General features: G+C 68.6%; 18 protein-coding genes. 11 read left to right on the plus strand and 7 right to left on the minus strand.

The window, feature by feature from the left end; genetic code table 11:
• Positions 1–129: 129 nt before the first annotated feature.
• A complete protein-coding gene (locus ACQPZA_RS35210) occupies positions 130–1407 on the minus strand; it encodes a DUF222 domain-containing protein (RefSeq protein WP_433276674.1) in 1278 nt (425 codons plus the stop codon).
• A 21-nt stretch (positions 1408–1428) separates the two neighbouring features.
• On the opposite strand from ACQPZA_RS35210, the gene ACQPZA_RS35215 reads away from it, so the two are divergent.
• Positions 1429–1917, plus strand: a complete 489-nt coding sequence (locus ACQPZA_RS35215; protein ID WP_433276676.1) for a helix-turn-helix domain-containing protein — start codon at positions 1429–1431, stop codon at positions 1915–1917.
• On the opposite strand, the gene ACQPZA_RS35220 is transcribed toward ACQPZA_RS35215, so the two are convergent.
• The gene (locus ACQPZA_RS35220) at positions 1889–2923 is read right to left on the minus strand and encodes a GlxA family transcriptional regulator (protein WP_433276678.1); all 1035 of its coding nucleotides are present in this window, start codon (positions 2921–2923) and stop codon (positions 1889–1891) included. The genes ACQPZA_RS35215 and ACQPZA_RS35220 overlap by 29 nt on opposite strands.
• 158 nt (positions 2924–3081) lie before the next feature.
• Between ACQPZA_RS35220 and ACQPZA_RS35225 the strand changes: the two genes are divergently transcribed.
• Positions 3082–3798, plus strand: coding sequence for a hypothetical protein (locus tag ACQPZA_RS35225; protein ID WP_433276681.1), 717 nt, complete (start codon positions 3082–3084; stop codon positions 3796–3798).
• A 39-nt stretch (positions 3799–3837) separates the two neighbouring features.
• Here the strand turns inward: ACQPZA_RS35225 and ACQPZA_RS35230 are convergent, their stop codons facing one another.
• Positions 3838–4008, minus strand: coding sequence for a hypothetical protein (locus ACQPZA_RS35230; protein WP_433276682.1), 171 nt, complete (start codon positions 4006–4008; stop codon positions 3838–3840).
• A 23-nt stretch (positions 4009–4031) separates the two neighbouring features.
• On the opposite strand from ACQPZA_RS35230, the gene ACQPZA_RS35235 reads away from it, so the two are divergent.
• Positions 4032–4433 (plus strand): ABC transporter permease, encoded by a 402-nt coding sequence (locus ACQPZA_RS35235; protein ID WP_433276684.1) that lies wholly within the window; start codon positions 4032–4034, stop codon positions 4431–4433.
• An 80-nt stretch (positions 4434–4513) separates the two neighbouring features.
• Here ACQPZA_RS35235 and ACQPZA_RS35240 read toward each other — a convergent pair whose 3' ends face one another.
• From ACQPZA_RS35240 to ACQPZA_RS35255, 4 genes are all read right to left on the minus strand, one after another.
• Entirely contained in the window at positions 4514–4768 is a 255-nt protein-coding gene (locus ACQPZA_RS35240) for a hypothetical protein (RefSeq protein WP_433276686.1), read from the minus strand.
• A 37-nt stretch (positions 4769–4805) separates the two neighbouring features.
• Positions 4806–5462 carry a nitroreductase family protein gene (locus ACQPZA_RS35245; RefSeq protein WP_433276688.1) on the minus strand — a complete coding sequence of 219 codons (657 nt, stop codon included), beginning with the start codon at positions 5460–5462 and terminating at the stop codon, positions 4806–4808.
• A 29-nt stretch (positions 5463–5491) separates the two neighbouring features.
• A complete protein-coding gene (locus ACQPZA_RS35250; protein ID WP_433276691.1) occupies positions 5492–5740 on the minus strand; it encodes a hypothetical protein in 249 nt (82 codons plus the stop codon).
• 313 nt (positions 5741–6053) lie between these two features.
• Entirely contained in the window at positions 6054–6623 is a 570-nt protein-coding gene (locus tag ACQPZA_RS35255; protein ID WP_433276692.1) for a TetR/AcrR family transcriptional regulator, read from the minus strand.
• A gap of 213 nt (positions 6624–6836) precedes the next feature.
• On the opposite strand from ACQPZA_RS35255, the gene ACQPZA_RS35260 reads away from it, so the two are divergent.
• The 8 genes from ACQPZA_RS35260 (at position 6837) to ACQPZA_RS35295 (ending at position 14966) form a co-directional block, all read left to right on the plus strand.
• A complete protein-coding gene (locus ACQPZA_RS35260; protein ID WP_433276695.1) occupies positions 6837–7289 on the plus strand; it encodes a (2Fe-2S)-binding protein in 453 nt (150 codons plus the stop codon).
• The gene (locus ACQPZA_RS35265; RefSeq protein WP_433276697.1) at positions 7276–8235 is read left to right on the plus strand and encodes an FAD binding domain-containing protein; all 960 of its coding nucleotides are present in this window, start codon (positions 7276–7278) and stop codon (positions 8233–8235) included. Before ACQPZA_RS35260 ends, ACQPZA_RS35265 begins: the two co-directional genes overlap by 14 nt.
• A complete protein-coding gene (locus tag ACQPZA_RS35270) occupies positions 8235–10409 on the plus strand; it encodes a xanthine dehydrogenase family protein molybdopterin-binding subunit (RefSeq protein ID WP_433276699.1) in 2175 nt (724 codons plus the stop codon). Before ACQPZA_RS35265 ends, ACQPZA_RS35270 begins: the two co-directional genes overlap by 1 nt.
• Positions 10410–10691: 282 nt before the next feature.
• Entirely contained in the window at positions 10692–11636 is a 945-nt protein-coding gene (locus ACQPZA_RS35275) for an aldo/keto reductase (protein ID WP_433276701.1), read from the plus strand.
• Positions 11637–11873: 237 nt separating this feature from the next.
• Positions 11874–12338, plus strand: coding sequence for a hypothetical protein (locus tag ACQPZA_RS35280; protein WP_433276703.1), 465 nt, complete (start codon positions 11874–11876; stop codon positions 12336–12338).
• Between the two features lie 81 nt (positions 12339–12419).
• The gene (locus ACQPZA_RS35285; protein ID WP_433276705.1) at positions 12420–12851 is read left to right on the plus strand and encodes a hypothetical protein; all 432 of its coding nucleotides are present in this window, start codon (positions 12420–12422) and stop codon (positions 12849–12851) included.
• A gap of 305 nt (positions 12852–13156) precedes the next feature.
• Positions 13157–14428, plus strand: a complete 1272-nt coding sequence (locus ACQPZA_RS35290) for a serine hydrolase domain-containing protein (protein WP_433276707.1) — start codon at positions 13157–13159, stop codon at positions 14426–14428.
• Between the two features lie 94 nt (positions 14429–14522).
• A complete protein-coding gene (locus tag ACQPZA_RS35295) occupies positions 14523–14966 on the plus strand; it encodes a hypothetical protein (protein WP_433276709.1) in 444 nt (147 codons plus the stop codon).
• The last annotated feature ends 220 nt before the right edge of the window (positions 14967–15186 follow it).

The following is a 15186-nucleotide window of genomic DNA, read 5'->3' on the forward strand; positions in this document are numbered from 1 at the left end:
GGTGTAATGCCCATGAGCGTTGTTGCCGGCGTGTCGGCCTGGCTGTCGCCGGTCAGGGTCGCAGCGCGGGCACAGGTGCCCCCCAGTGATCACAGAGGCTCAGCCGACCGCGCCTCTCTTCGCGACCTCTTATGCGGCGAGGTGCAGGAGTGGTTGTCGGCGGGGTCTTCGCTGGGCGTCGATCCAGGCGGGTGGGATCAGCTCGGGTAGCCCGTCGCGGATGCGGACTTCCCAGTCGGAGTGGTGCTGCAGCCGGTGACAGGCCCGGCAGAGCATGACGCAGTTGTGCAGGGCCGTGTCGCCACCGTCCTGCCAAGCCGTGATGTGGTGGACCTCGCACCACGACGGCGGCCGCCCGCACCCGGCGCACCCCCGGTCACGCGCGGCGATCGCGCGGCGCAGCCCGTCGGGGATGGTGCGGGTGACCCGCCCGACGTCGAGCGGCTGGCCCTTTCCGTTGAGCACGACAGGCACGACCCTCGCGTCACAGGCCAGCATCCGCAACGACTCCGGCGACAACGTCCCGCCGAAGTCCAAACACGCGGCGCGGGCCCGGTTCTCCAGATCCTCCAGCCGAACCAACACGCTCAGGTGCGGGCGCCGCCCGCCGCACTCGGGCACATCACCGTGGTCGAGCACATACCCGCACACGTCGGCGAGGGCGTCGGCCTGACGTTGCGCGAGGCCGCGGTGCTCATCACCGGTGACCGGTCGGGCGTGGGCGTCGATCACGGTGGCGATGGCATCGAACATGGCCGCATCATCGAACCGGCCCTTCACCGTGCCGCCCGCCTTCCCGCGGTGACGCAGCACGTGCAACTCGTTGACCGGGGCGGGCGGCCGGTCATCGGGCTCGGCGCCGTCCTCATCGAGGGCCTCCACGAGAGCGGTGCCCCAGGCCTGTAGTTCGGATGGGGTGTAGACGGCGGCCTTCTCCGCCAGTTGGGCTTCAGCGCCGGCCCACACATCTGGGGTGAGCCTTTCTGCGGCCGGGCTGGCGAGCACGCGGGCGATCACCGCGACGTGGCGCAGCCCGGTCTGCCCGGCGGCGAACACCGCGGCGGTGGCAGGCAGCTTCGCGGGTAGCGCGGTGCCGTCGAGTCCGACCCGTGGGCAGACCTGTTCGGCGGCGACCACCCGCTGGCGGGCCTCGAACCGTTCCCATCCGAGCAGATCCCCCAACGCCGCCGAGGTGGACGTGTAGCCGCGCTCGGCGAACGTCCCGCGCCGTTCCAGGGTGGCCACGGTGGCAACGACGACCCGGTCCAGCCGCCTGCTGGTGCCTTCGCACAGGGTGAGCACGGACAGCAGGTCGTCGTCGGTGGCACCGGATTCAGCGGCCGCGGCCAGCGCGTCGATCGCCTCCACCAGGAGGCGATGCGCGGTGGTGAGCGGGCTGTCCGACACCCCTCCATCATACTCGAACACATGTTCGAATTGATGTTCGTCGTCGCAGGTCAACCGCCGTTCAGCGCTCGTGGCGGTGAAGAGGGTCGTCCGCAGCAGCGACCAGCGGAAGCGCTACGACCAGCGTCTACTTGGCGACTTGAACAGGGGGAGGCCTCCTCGAGGCGTGAGTTGTCGACGCTCGCCACCCGCCCGGAGGTCTCATGGCCCACCGAAATGCCCGTTCTGGCCTTTAACAGGCACATGCTGCTGGTCGAGTGCGTACCCTCCGATCGCCCCGTTACGAATGTCGCCGTCGAGCTCGGCGTGTCCCGCGCGACCGGCTACGAATGGTGGTGCCGCTTGCGGGCCGAAGGACCTGCCGGACTCACCGGCCGCGCACGCCACATTCCCCGCCGCACCTCGCCGGCGGAGGCACAGCAGATCGAGAAAGCCCACCGCGGCCACACCGTGCTCGGCGGCCACCCACTCATCAGCCGGGTCAACAACCCCGCTGGGCATTACAGCTAGAACTTAACTCGTCCAGCCAGGAGGCCTCGGCCGAGACGAGCTCGGCATCGTTGCGGGCGGTGGTGGTGAAGCGCTGCTGGTAGCGGGCCGGCGAAACTCCGAGCCGCCTGACGAACACCCGCCGGAACGACTCGTAGCTGGGGAAACCGGCGCGCAGTGCCGCCTGGGTGGCGTTCATGCCGCTGTCGAGATGGGAGCGGGCCAGGTCGAAGCGGATGCGTTCCACGTACCGCGCGGGTGTCGTGTCCAGCTCCTCGCGGAACATGCGGGTGAGGTGGCGGGCACTGACTCGCGCCACCGCCGCCAGCGCCGCCAGGCTCCACTCGACGCTCGGGTCGGCGGCAACCTTCTCCGCCACCAGCCGGATCGCGGGAGTGCGCGGCGGAGGACCTTGCAGCGACGCGGAGAACTGGGACTGGCCACCCGGGCGCTTCATGTAGACGACGAGGGCACGGGCCACCGAGCGCGTCAACTGTGGGCCGTGATCCTCCTCGACGAGAGCCAGTGCCAGATCGATCCCGGCGGCGACTCCACCCGAGCTGTACGTGCTGCCGTCCTTGATCCAGATGGCGTCGGGTTGGACGGAGACGTCGGGGTAGCGGCGAGCGAGCTCAGCGGCCAACGCCCAGTGCGTGGTGGCCCGCTTGCCGGCCAGCAGCCCGGCTTCGGCGAGGACGAAGGCACCCGTGCACACCGACCCGGTCCGTCTCGCGCCGCGGCTCATTCCGGTGGCGATGTCGACGTGCTCAGGAGTCACCGGCTGCTTCGGGAAGCCGCCGCCTGCCACGAGCACCGTGTCAAAACGAGCGTCCTGGGCGGACCCGGTGACGGAGATGGGCACGCCGATCGACGACATGGCCGGCTTGCCCGTGACCGAGACCGTCGTCACCTGGTAGTTGCCCCCGCCGTGGTTGGCCTCGGCGAACACCTCGGCCGGTCCGGCGACATCGAGCATCTTGACGCCGTCGAACAGGAGGATCCCGACGCGGTGCAGGGGCGGCGCCATCTCACCTCCGTGGCGGGATTGGTGGGCTTCCTGGCCGGGTTCGGGCGGCCTGGCGACACCCACCGGAATGACTATAGGAGCGTGACAACGCCGACGCGTCCGGTGAGCCCCGCCACCATCACCCAACCACCCAACGCACTCAGTACGAGGACGACACCGTGACCACCTTGCTCGACCACGTCATCGACGCCCACGGCGGGCCGACCCCATGGCAGGACGCCACCGTCATCGAGGCCGACGTCACCTACGGCGGCCCCTTCTGGGAGTACAAAGGCGTGCCCGACTTCCTCGGCACCGACCACGTCATCGCCGACGTCCACCGGGAACACGTGATCCTTCAGCAGCCCTCGGGCCGCGTCATCGAGTTCGACCGGGATGCGGACACCCTCACCGTCTCGTGCCCGGACGGCCGGCACGAGACGCTCTACAACCCGCGGGCGAGCTTCGACGGGTACACCCCCGACAGCCGATGGAACGTCGCGCAGGCCGGCTACTTCCGGGCGTACGCGACCTGGAGCTACCTGGTCGAGCCGTACCTCTTCACCTACCCCGGCGTCGAGACCGCGGAGATCGAGCCGTGGATCGAGGACGGTGAGCGCTGGCGCGGCCTCAGCGTGACCTTCCCCGCCACGCTCGACCTGCACAACACCACCCAGCTGTACTACTTCGACGATGCAGGCCTACAGCGCCGGATCGACTACCAGCCCGACGTCAACGGCGGCTCACCCACGGCGCACTACGACACCGCACACGGCACGTTCGACGGGGTCGTGGTCACCACGGCCCGCCGGATCCACATCCGCAACGAGGACCGCACCCCCGACCGGTCCTGGGTGCCGATCACGCTGGACGTCACCGGGGTACGGCTGACGTGACCTCCGAGCCGGCGTGCGTCACCTCCGAGCCGGCGTGCGTCACGAGGCGGGACCGCCCCGGGCCTCCCCGGCGCCCTCCCAGCGGTTGAGGTAGCTGGTCTCCCAGGTCGGCCGGCGTTTCGTCGGGCCGAAGTTGCCGACCGGGTAGCCGAGCGGGTAGCCGAGCGGGATCGCGAAGTGGAACTTCACCTCGGCCGGAATCCCGAACATCTCCCCGTGACGCGGGGGTGATCATGCTGGTCTTCGGTGTGGTCCTCGGCTTCCGGTTCGGCACCGGGCCGGTTGCCGTGGTGGCCGCGCTCGGACTGGTCATGGTGTTCGCCTTCGCGCTGTGCTGGGTGTTCACCGCGCTGGCGATGGTGGTCAAGTCGCCCCGGTCGGTGCAGGGTCTCGGCGCGCTGGTCATGCTGCCGATCACGTTCGGCAGCAACGTCTTCGTCCCGGCCTCGACGATGCCCTCCTGGCTGCGCTGGTTCGTCGAGCTCAACCCGGTCTCGAAGATCGCGGACGCCGTGCGGGGGCTGCTCGTCGGTGGCCCGGTCGCGGTCCCGGCGACGGCCGGGCTGGTCGCTGCCGCGGTCATCGTCGTGATCTTCGCGCCGCTCGCGGTGGCGCTCTACCAGCGCAGGACCTGACCGGCACCTGGCCGTTCCGCCACGTCGAGGGGGCGTGGCGGGACGGCCGCACCGGTCACGGTCGCCGCGCGTCGACCCCGCTACGGGCGCTCCGGGAGGACGGCGGGCAGCCCCGTCAGCTCGGCCGGCCGGTTGGCGACCTCGCTCTGTACCGCCAGCCCGTCGTTGCGCGGCAGCTCCCGGCCGCACCGCATCAGCTGGTCGGCGGCCTCCTGCCCGAGCGCGGCACGGACACCGTTCGACGGGGTCGTGGTCACCACGGCCCGCCGGATCCACATCCGCAACGAGGACCGCACCCCCGACCGGTCCTGGGTGCCGATCACGCTGGACGTCACCGGGGTACGGCTGACGTGAACTCCGAGCCGCCGTGCGTCACGAATCGGGGGCGCCCGCGGCCTCCCCCGGCGCCCACGGCACGGTGCCTCCCCAGCGGTTGAGGTAGCTGGTCTCCCAGGTCGGCCGACGTTTCGTCGGGCCGAAGTTGCCGGCCGGGTAGCCGAGCGGGATCGCGAAGTGGAACTTCACCTCGGCCGGAATCCCGAACATCTCCCGGAACCGGCCCTCCACCGAACTGTGGAGGGTGGTGGGGACCGACCCGATGCCGAGCGCACGTGCGGCGAGCATCAAGTTCTGGGTGGCCGGAAGGACCGAGCCCTCCGCGTTCGGCGGCACGGACAGGGCGAAGACGACGCACGGAACGCTGCCCATCTCGTCAGCCAGCCGCATGGAGGGCGCCCACTGGGCTCGCTCGGCTGCGTTCAGGTCGTCGGGTCCGGTCCAGCCCTCGGCGTCCCGCCGCTTCGCCCACCACGCCTCGCGGTAGAGCGCCCCGAACTCGCGGATGAGGCCGGGGTCGTTCACGGCGAGAAAGCGCGCGATCTGGCTGTTCCCGCCGCTCGGGGCCTTCGATGCCGCGGCGACGATCAGTTCGAGATCGGCGATCGGGACAGGATCCGGTCGGAACCGGCGGATCGACCGCTGCGTGAAAATCGCCTCACCGAGCGTCATGGCCAGTCGTGAGTGGATCACTCACCGATCATAGACACACAATCACACATTCATCCCCACAGCTCCTGCGGCGGCGGCACGCCCAACGCGGTGAGCAGTGCCGCCAGCTTCTGATCCAGCTCGCAGCCGACCGCGGTGATGTCGGCGTTGCGAAGATCGGCCAGCGTCGTACTCGGCTGGCCGGTCGCAAAGATCGTCTGCCCGCCCGAATCGACATACAATGCGACCCGCAGCGGGACATGGAGCAGCGCTGCCGGACTGTGGGCATAGATTCGTTCCGCGATCACGTGGTTGCCCATGAGGCACATGGCGCAGCGCGGGTCGTGGCCTGCCCGGGAGAACGGGCGATGATCTCCTCCATCCGCTCGTGGTCGACCCGCGGCACCGGCGTTCGAACTCAGCGCGGAAATCAGCGAAGTCGGCATCGACAGGTATCTCGAGGAGAACCACTTCGTGCGGCACGGCAGGCATTCGATCTCCCTTTCTCACGGAGTGATACATCGAACCCGGCACCTATTGCGGCCAGCACTCAAGACAACATTCCCGAACAAGATCTCGGCCCACCCCGTGGGCCGCGGAGATCAGCATCCCGACCGGGAGCATGACGAGCCACTAGGACTCGCGCATACCTCGCCAGAGGAGGTCGGCAAGTTTCGCGGCGTGGCTCTTCCAGTCCCCGTTGCGATCGAGGTACAGGAGGCCACCCAGCCCGCGAAGAACGGTTTCCGGATCGAGGTCGGCGCGGACGGTGCCGGCCTGGACGTTGGCCTTCAACAGCGTGGCGATCGCCTCGACCAGGGTGTCGTAGGCGTTCACCGGCAGTTCTCCGTGGGAGGGCGCCACAGCACGGAGTGCGTCGGCCAGGCCTCGCTTGGTCATCATGTAATGCGCCAGGTGATCGATCGTCCAGGCCCGGAAAGCATCCTCGGGGGCGTGCGTCTCGAGCAGGACCGGCACGACCTCGACGAGATGCTGCACCTCACGCCGGTAGACCGCCAGGATGAGCGCTTCCGGGGTGGGGAAGTGCCGGTACACCGTGCCGACCCCCACTTCGGCCTTCTTCGCGATGGCGTTGAACGACACCCCGTCCGACCTGGCCAGCGACTCCGCCGCCGCGGTGAGGATGCGCTCGTGGTTGCGCCGGGTGTCCGCACGCCGGGGGCTGACCGATCCCGTCGTCATCGTCCCTCCCGGTCGTCCGTCTCGTCGTCCGATGCAGTGGAGCACCTCCCGGTCCCGGTGACCAGTCGTTGCGGAGCGGATCGTAATCCGCTAGCTTCGAGAGCTGAACCGGATGAATATCCGGTTCACTGTCGCGGCGGCTCGTCGACGTAGCCGTCATCGCGACCCATGCCGTCAGGCTTCCTACACGGACGATCTGGGGGAACAGATCCAGTGGACATCTCGCTCGAAGTCAACGGCAGGACGGAACAACTGAGTGTCGATCCCGGTGTGACGCTGCTCGACACTCTACGTGAACGCCTCGGCGTGACCGGTCCCAAGAAGGGATGCGACCGAGGACAGTGCGGCGCGTGCACCGTGCACGTCGGCGGCAGGCCGGTGCTCTCCTGCCTGACCCTGGCCGCCACGGTGAAGCAGCCCGTGACCACGGTGGAAGGGTTGTCCACCGAGGACGGGCTGCACCCGGTCCAGCAGGCGTTCGTCGACCAGGACGCCCTGCAGTGCGGGTTCTGCACGCCGGGGCAGGTCATGTCGGCGGTCGCTGCGGTCCGCCACGACGTCGAGGACGTCCGGGAGTTCATGTCCGGCAACATCTGCCGCTGCGCGGCCTACCCGAACATCATCGCGGCAATCGAACAGGCGAGGCAGGCCGATGCGTCCGTTTGAGCTCACGGCACCCGAGACCGTCGAAGCCGCTCTCGCCTCACCCGGCACGTTCCTGGCCGGTGGGACCACCCTCGTCGACCTGATGAAGCTCAACGTCCTGACGCCGCAGCACGTCCTGGACATCAACGAACTGCCGTTGCGCGGTCTCGACACCAGCGACGGGCTGCGCATCGGCGCGCTGGAGCGGATGAGCGAGGTCGCCGGGCAGCCCGGCGTGTACCCCGTGATCACCCGTGCCCTGCTGCAGAGCGCCTCCCAGCAGCTCCGGAACATGGCCAGCATCGGCGGGAACCTGTTGCAGCGCACCCGCTGCACGTACTTCCGCGACGTGGAGATGCCGTGCAACAGACGGCAACCCGGCAGCGGATGTTCCGCGATCTCCGGGGCCAACCGGATGCACGCCGTGCTGGGCACGAGCGACTCGTGCGTTGCGACCCACGCCAGCGACCTGGCAGTCGCCCTGGTCGCGCTCGACGCGGAGATCCGGCTGGTCAGCGCCGACGGCAGCCGCACCGTCAAGCTGGCCGAGTTCTACCGGCTGCCGGGTGACACCCCGGAGGTGGAGAACGACCTGCGTCCCGGTGAGCTGGTCACCGAGGTCCTGGTCCCACGTCTGGACTGGGCGTCGCGTTCCACCTACGTCAAGGTCCGCGACCGGCAGTCCTACGAGTTCGCGCTGTGCTCCGCAGCGGTCGCGCTGCACATCGAGGACTCGCGCATCGTCGACGCCAGGGTGGCGGTCGGTGGAGTGGCGACCGTGCCGTGGCGACTGCACGCCGTCGAGGCGGCCCTGCGCGGTGCGCCCGCGACCCCGGAGGCCGTCGAGGCCGCCGCGTCCGTGGCTGCCGACGGCGCCAGGCCGTTGGCCGACAACGGTTTCAAGGTGTCCTTGCTGAAGCGGACCGTCGTCCGCGCACTGCTCGAACTGACAGAGGAGAGCCGCTGATGCCCAGCCGGCTGGACGGGCCGCTCAAGGTCAGCGGCCGGGCCGAGTACGGGGCGGACCACAACTTCCCCGGCATGGCCTACGGATACGTCGTGCTCAGCACGATCGCCAACGGCGAGATCGAGGCCATGGACGTCACGGCCGCGAAGAGCGCACCCGGCGTGATCGGCGTGTACACGCCGTTCGACCCGCTGGAGCTGCGCACACCGAGTCTGCCGATGTTCGGCGAGACCTGGGTCCCACTGCAGAACAGGGACGTTGCGTACTACGGCCAGCCGATCGGCTTCGTGGTGGCGGAGACCTTCGAGCAGGCGCGGGACGCCGCGATGCTCGTCGACGTCACCTACCGGGAGCGGCCGGCCCTGACCTCGCTGGAGGACGGGCTCGCCTCGGCCGAGGAGGCGCCGCCGGGCTTCGACGGGTCACCTCAGACCCACACTCTTCTCGCCTCCGGTGTCGAGTCCATCGAGGACGCGCTGGCCGACAGCCCGGTGGTCGTCGAGGCGACGTACAGCACCGCCACCCAGAACCACGCCGCCATGGAGCCGCACTCCGCGGTCGCGGTGTGGGACTCCGGCGTACTGACGATCTACAGCGGGAACCAGGGGTCCGACCTCCAGGCGATGGAGGTGGCCGGCGCGCTGGATCTCGATCCCTCGGCGGTTCACGCCGTGAACCCGTTCGTCGGCGGGGCGTTCGGCGGCAAGGGCCGCACGTCCACGCCCGCGTTCCTCGCCGCAGCGGCGGCCAGGGCCCTCGACCGGCCCATCAAGGCCGCGCTCAGCCGGGAGCAGGTCTTCACCGCTACCGCGGGCCGGGCCGCGACCGTGCAGAAGATCGCCCTCGGCGCGGACACCGACGGCAGGCTGATCGCGGTGCGGCACGACTCGTGGTGCAGCACGGCGATGGACCGCTCGTTCGTCGAGCCGACGTCGCACGGCACCTCGCGGGAGTGGTACGCCACCCCGAACCTGGCCCTCAGCCAGAAGATGGTGCCGCTGAACATCCCGCCGACCACCTTCATGCGGGCGCCGGGTGAGGCACCGGGGTCCTTCGCGCTGGAGAGCGCGATCGACGAGCTGGCGGTCGCGCTGAACATGGACCCGATCGAGCTGCGCATGCGCAACAACTCGACCGCTCCGCCCGGCAGGGACCTGCAGTGGTCGAGCAAGCATCTCGACGAGTGCTTCAGCGTCGGCGCAGCGCGGTTCGGCTGGGCGAGCCGCTCGCCGCACGGCCGCACCGACGGTGACTGGCTCGTGGGGGTCGGCACGGCCACCGCGATGTTCCCCGCCCTGCGGTTCCCGGCCTCGGTCGAGGTCACGCTGCAGGCCGACGACACAGCGGTGGTCGCGACCAGCGGGGCGGACCCGGGAACCGGTCTGCTGACCGTGCTCTCCCTGGTGGGGGCCGAATCGCTGGACATCACGCCGGACCGGATCACGCCGCGGCTGGGCGACTCGGCACTTCCGCCCGGTGGCATGTCCGGCGGCTCGACCGCCACGGCGAGCGCGGGCACGGCCATCATGATCGCCGCGTCCAAGGTGATCGACGACCTGCTGGTCGTGGCGACGTCGCCCGGCTCACCGTTCCAGGGGATGGAGACCTCGTACGCCGACGGCCGCGTGCTGGCCGGCGGCCGGTCGATGACGTTCGGCGAGGTGCTGCGGGCCCTGGGCCGCCCGTCGATCTCCGCGATCGGTTCGTCGGCACCCGGCGAGGAGATGACCAAGCACTCGTTCAGCTCGTTCGGCGCCCAGTTCTGCGAGGTCCGGGTGCACAAGTGGACGCGCGAGGCCCGCGTGTCCCGCATGCTGGGCGTGTTCGACGCCGGCCGGATCATCAACGACAAGGCCGCGCGCAGCCAGATCATGGGCGGGATGATCTGGGGCGTCTCCGCCGCGCTGCACGAGGGCCTGGAGATCGAGCCGAACGGACGGATGGCGAACGCTGACTTCGCGGGCTACCTGCTGCCGGTGAACGCGGACATCCCGGAGGTCGACGTCTACTTCGTCCAGCACCCGGACACACTGCACAACGCCGTCGGCGCGAGGGGTGTCGGCGAGATCGGCACGGTCGGCATGGCGGCAGCCGTGGCCAACGCCATCTACAACGCCACCGGCGTCCGGGTCCGTCACATCCCGATCGTGATCGAGGACCTGCTGGACGACTGACGCCTCCCGGGCAGCGGTCGTGGCTCGAGTGGCGACTCGCGGATGGTTCGGCGTCCTCGCAGACCGAGTGGGTTCGTCGCAGATGCTGTGGGGTCTGCGAGGAGCACGGCGGATCTGCGAGGACGCGGCCGGGGGTGCGTTGCCGGGGGCGGCCAGCGCATTGTGGAGCGTGCCGGCATGCGCGGGGCGGGCGGTCCATCGGGGTGACGTCCTCGGCGGCCTACGTCACCATAGCGGAGGAACCTCCGCTTTCGTCAGCATGGCACAAGGGATGGATGTTCGATGACCCACTGCGACACCCACCTCCCCACCACCACGGCCGCCGGCGCTCCCCGTCCGGGCGGCCCCGGCCTGCTCGCGGGCCGCACCGTGTCGCGCATCGGATACGGCGGGATGCAGCTCGAGCGTCTGCACGGCGACCGCGCCGCGGCGATCGCGCTCCTGCGCCGCGCGGTCGAACTCGGCGTCGACCACGTCGACACCGCCCAGTTCTACGGCGACGGCTTCGTCAACGAGCTGATCCGCGAGGCCCTCCGGCCGCAGGACGAGGTACTCGTGGTGAGCAAGGTCGGCGCCGACCCCGACCAGCAAGGCCCCTTCCCTCTGCATCCCGCGCAACGACCCGACGAGCTCCGGGCGAGCGTCGAGGACAACCTCAGGAGCCTCGGCCGCGACCAGATCCCGGTCGTGAACCTGCGGCGCCTCGACACCCGCCCGGGCCTGCGTGCCGAGGGTGACCAGGTGGTGGACATCGACGACCAGCTCGCGGCCATGGTCGCGTTGCGGGACGAGGGCAAGATCGGCGCGATCGGACTGAGCAGCGTGACGCTCGCGGGGCTGCGTCGCGCACTCCCCGCCGGCATCGTCTGTGTGCAGAACGCCTACAGCCTCGTCGCACGCGACGACGAGGAGATGGCAAGCCTCTGCCGGGCCGAGAAGATCGCCTGGGTGCCGTTCTTCCCGCTCGGCGGCGCGTTCCCCGGGCTGCCGAAGGTCGCCGACGAGCCGGCGGTCCACGCCGCAGCGCGGTCCCTCGGTGCCACCCCGTCGCAGATCGGCCTCGCCTGGCTGCTCCACCACGCCCCGAACGTCCTCCTGATCCCCGGCACCGCGGACCCCGACCACCTCGAGGCGAACGTCGCCGCCGGCAGCATCACGATCGACAAAGCGACACTCACCACCCTCGACGCCATCCCGTCGCGCTCGGCACAGGTACCGCTCGACTGAGCGCACAACGCTGCGTAGTCGGCATGCCCGCTCAACGGGTGATCACGCCGACCAATCTCTCCGTTCGCCCACGCAGTGACCGCCCCTCTCCATAACTTCCCCCTTGATCACGGTCGGGTTCTGACTGCGCCTGCTTGAGCATCGCGCCACTCGGCCATGGGGGAAGGGAACTGAAGAGTGCACGCGACATTACTTGCGACTCGGCGACCTGTTCGATTCACGATCATCCTGTGCGTCATGGCTGCCGCGCTGGTCGGGCTACCTGCCGTCGCCTACGCACAAGTTGCGCCGCCAATACCGGCCCAGGCAGAGGTTGTACGTACGTTCAAGAACGGGCTAGGCGAGGACGTCGTCCTCCGGCGAGGCTATTGGTCAGGCGACAACCCCAACGGCGGATTCGGATACGAGAAGATTCTGAACAAACATCGGATCACGAACCTCGATGTCGTGGCGAGTATCGTCCGGAACCCCGACTACGTAACCCGGCAGTCGAATGGACGCTTTGCACACTCGAGCATCGCGCGCCTCTTTCGCTGCGACGGCAGTGGCTGCATCGAGACCAGCAGCGTTCGCGTACTCGTGATCATCGACTACCACGCGTGGACGGGGCCTGGTCAGTTCGGGGTCGTCACAGCATACTGCGAGAACCGGGACAACGCGTGGGCATGTCCGGACTACGTCAATACCGCAATCAAAGCCTAAGCGCCCTGATTGACGAATGATGGGCAAGCTGCCAGGATGGTGGATCAACAATCGCAGATTCCCTCGCCCACAGGAGGCGCAGTGAAGCCGCCGTCGCTGGAAGACAAGCCGCCGGGCCTACCCTTCCATGGGGTAGACCGCATGTGGTCGGTGAGCGTCGCGCAGATCCTGCTGTGGAACTTCCGCGCTATGCCCTCAAATCTTCACATCGACGAGTTCTGGTTGACGGACGAGTACGCGCTCTACCTCCGACACGTCCGGGGTGACACGAAGCTAGGCATGCGTTTCGGGGAACTCGGCATCAATCCCACCACGGGAACGCCACCGATCGACTCGGAGCAGGAGGGCGACTATCTCTACTGGACGATCTTCGACACGCCGCCGCAACGGGAGTGGACGGATGAGTTCGGCTGCGAGTGGTGGGGCGATGCTCCCGAACGGTCGTGGAGTGATGCAGTCGACGGAGCCCGCCTGATCACCTTCGTCGAGCGAGCGGAGAACCGGGGAGCGTAGCGCCGGCAAGGCGCGTACCCGGAGAGCGAGCGAGCGCTCGGTGTTGGTTTCACCGATCAAGAAGTTAGAGGTCGGGATCAAACCGATGTCGTACCACCCACGATGTCATTCACCTGCCCGCCTCATGAACGCGGCCGTTACCCCTGGTCGGCGGCACCTTCGATTCCCATGTTGCGCCATCATGGCTGAGATTCGGCATTATCGGCCAGCCGAAGATCGGATGGGATTTCTCCGTCCATCGACAGGAGAATGAAATGCGGACAGGCGTTGGACGGTGTCGATCTCGGCGAGGACCTGGCCAGGCCATGGGGCTCGCCGTCTGCGTGGCCCTGTTGTTCACCGCAGCCTGCTCGGCGAACTCCACGCGGGAGTCGACCGGATCGGCCCCGACTGCCACCACGCCGTCCGCCTCGCCCGCGCTCAAGACGATCGACCCGGCCGCGCTTCAGGCCGCCGTGGACGAAACGACCAGGGAGCTGTTGGTTCCCGGCGCCGTGGTCGTGCTCCGAACTCCCCAGGGCGATTTCACGTCCGTCAGCGGCACCACGCTGCGGGGCGCCGAGTCGCCGCCCAGCGCAGACACCTACTTCAGGATCGCGTCGAACACCAAGACGATGACCGCAGCGGTGATCGTGCTTCTGGCCCAGGAAGGCAAGCTCCGGTTCACCGACCCGGTGTCGAGATACGTTCCGGGCGTGCCCAACGGCGAGAACATCACCATCGCCGAACTGCTGACGATGCGCAGCGGCCTGTACAACTACACGGACGCGCCGGAGCTTGCCGCGACTCTCGATGCCGATCCGACGAAGGCCTGGACACCACAGGAAGTACTGGCCATCGCATTCCGACGTCCGCCAGATTTCCCACCCGGCACCGGATTCGCCTACTGCAACACCAACTACGCCCTGCTCGGCCTGGTTGCCGAGAAGATCGACGGCACGTCCCTGGCCAGGATCTTCCAGGAGCGCCTGTTCGGTCCGCAGCGGCTCCACGAGGTCATGCTCCCGGCTATCGACTCCACCTCGATCCCCGACCCCTACTCCCACGGCTACATGTACGGCGGATCCGCATTCGCCCTGTCGGACTTCCCCTACCCGCCTGCCATGCAGGCCGCCGCCCGAGCAGGAACGCTCGAGCCCATCGACGACACCAACCAGAACCCGTCCTATGCCACGGCAGCGGGAGGCGCCATCGCCACCGCCACCGATCTGGCCACCTGGATCCGAGCGCTGGTCGAGGGCCGGGTGTTCAATGCCGACTACCAGCGCCAATGGCTCGACAGCGTGCAACCCGAGTACCCCACCAAGCCGGACGGCCAGCAGTACGGGTACGGCATTTCCCTGCAGCGCTTCGGGCCGACCGCCTCCATGTACTACCACGGCGGCGAGCTCCCCGGATTCAACTCCTTCATCGGGCACGACCCCGACAACAAGGTGACGCTCGTGATATGGACGAATCTGACTCTGTCGCTCGGCGGTGAGCATACGGCGAACGCACTGTTGCTGAAGGTGCTCGACCAGATCTACCCCGGGTTGGCACTGGCACCTCCCGCAGCGCCGATCCCCACTACCCGCTGACGCCGGCCGGCTTCGACGAGGTGAACACGCAGGATCGCTTGACCACGTCGTGGTCGCACGAAATCGTGACGATATGTCGTCGCTGGAGCGTCTGGTGGTCAGCGTTCGGGACCGGCGACCGGTCGTGTGGTTCACCTGGTTCGTCCGCGTGATGCTGGCGCTCGGGTTCCTGCCGTCGGGCATGATCAAGGTGCTCGGGATCCCGTTCACGAAGCTCCCGACCACCGACCCCGTCGGCTACTTCTTCGATGCGCTGCTGCGCACCGGCGAGCTGTACCCGTTCATCGGAGTCTGCCAACTCGTCGCAGCGGTCTTGCTTCTGGTGCCCCGCACCGCGACCGTGGGCGCGCTCGTTTACCTGCCGATCATCGCCGGCATCGAGGTACTGACGCTGACCGTTCCGTTCCAGGGCACGTGGGTCATCACCACCCTGATGCTGCTCGGCGTGATCTATCTTCTCGTCCGAGACGTCGACAGGCTGGCCGCGCTCGTCCGATCGCCGGAATCCGACGAGGTCCGGGTCGTCCGGGCCCGTTGAGTCGGGTCCGTGGTCGTTGACACGAAGGACGCGTTGCCCTGTGAACCATCACCCACCAGCCGCTTGGCCGGGAATGCGCCCCTCGCGGTTGTCGAGCAGTTCTGGTCCGTCGGCGGGCAGAAGGTCGACCTGGACGGCGGAGTCCTCACGCACCACCCCACGGTCCCCGAACAGCCACTCGGGAACTTCCTCTCCGGCCTACGAGTCGAGAGTGCAGACC

The organism is Pseudonocardia xinjiangensis (assembly GCF_050948425.1).
In the GTDB taxonomy this organism is placed as follows: Bacteria; Actinomycetota; Actinomycetes; order Mycobacteriales; family Pseudonocardiaceae; genus Pseudonocardia; species Pseudonocardia xinjiangensis.

Bases quoted from the DNA above. Each gene is read 5' to 3' on its own strand.
- ACQPZA_RS35280 (WP_433276703.1), top strand. From the start codon at position 11,874: ATGGCTGCCGCGCTGGTCGGGCTACCTGCCGTCGCCTACGCACAAGTT.
- ACQPZA_RS35270 (WP_433276699.1), top strand. From the start codon at position 8,235: ATGCCCAGCCGGCTGGACGGGCCGCTCAAGGTCAGCGGCCGGGCCGAG.
- ACQPZA_RS35230 (WP_433276682.1), bottom strand. From the start codon at position 4,008: ATGTTCGGGATTCCGGCCGAGGTGAAGTTCCACTTCGCGATCCCGCTC.
- ACQPZA_RS35220 (WP_433276678.1), bottom strand. From the start codon at position 2,923: ATGGCGCCGCCCCTGCACCGCGTCGGGATCCTCCTGTTCGACGGCGTC.
- ACQPZA_RS35215 (WP_433276676.1), top strand. From the start codon at position 1,429: ATGTTCGAATTGATGTTCGTCGTCGCAGGTCAACCGCCGTTCAGCGCT.
- ACQPZA_RS35290 (WP_433276707.1), top strand. From the start codon at position 13,157: ATGGGGCTCGCCGTCTGCGTGGCCCTGTTGTTCACCGCAGCCTGCTCG.
- ACQPZA_RS35255 (WP_433276692.1), bottom strand. From the start codon at position 6,623: ATGACGACGGGATCGGTCAGCCCCCGGCGTGCGGACACCCGGCGCAAC.
- ACQPZA_RS35250 (WP_433276691.1), bottom strand. From the start codon at position 5,740: ATGGGCAACCACGTGATCGCGGAACGAATCTATGCCCACAGTCCGGCA.
- ACQPZA_RS35275 (WP_433276701.1), top strand. From the start codon at position 10,692: ATGACCCACTGCGACACCCACCTCCCCACCACCACGGCCGCCGGCGCT.
- ACQPZA_RS35265 (WP_433276697.1), top strand. From the start codon at position 7,276: ATGCGTCCGTTTGAGCTCACGGCACCCGAGACCGTCGAAGCCGCTCTC.
- ACQPZA_RS35235 (WP_433276684.1), top strand. From the start codon at position 4,032: ATGCTGGTCTTCGGTGTGGTCCTCGGCTTCCGGTTCGGCACCGGGCCG.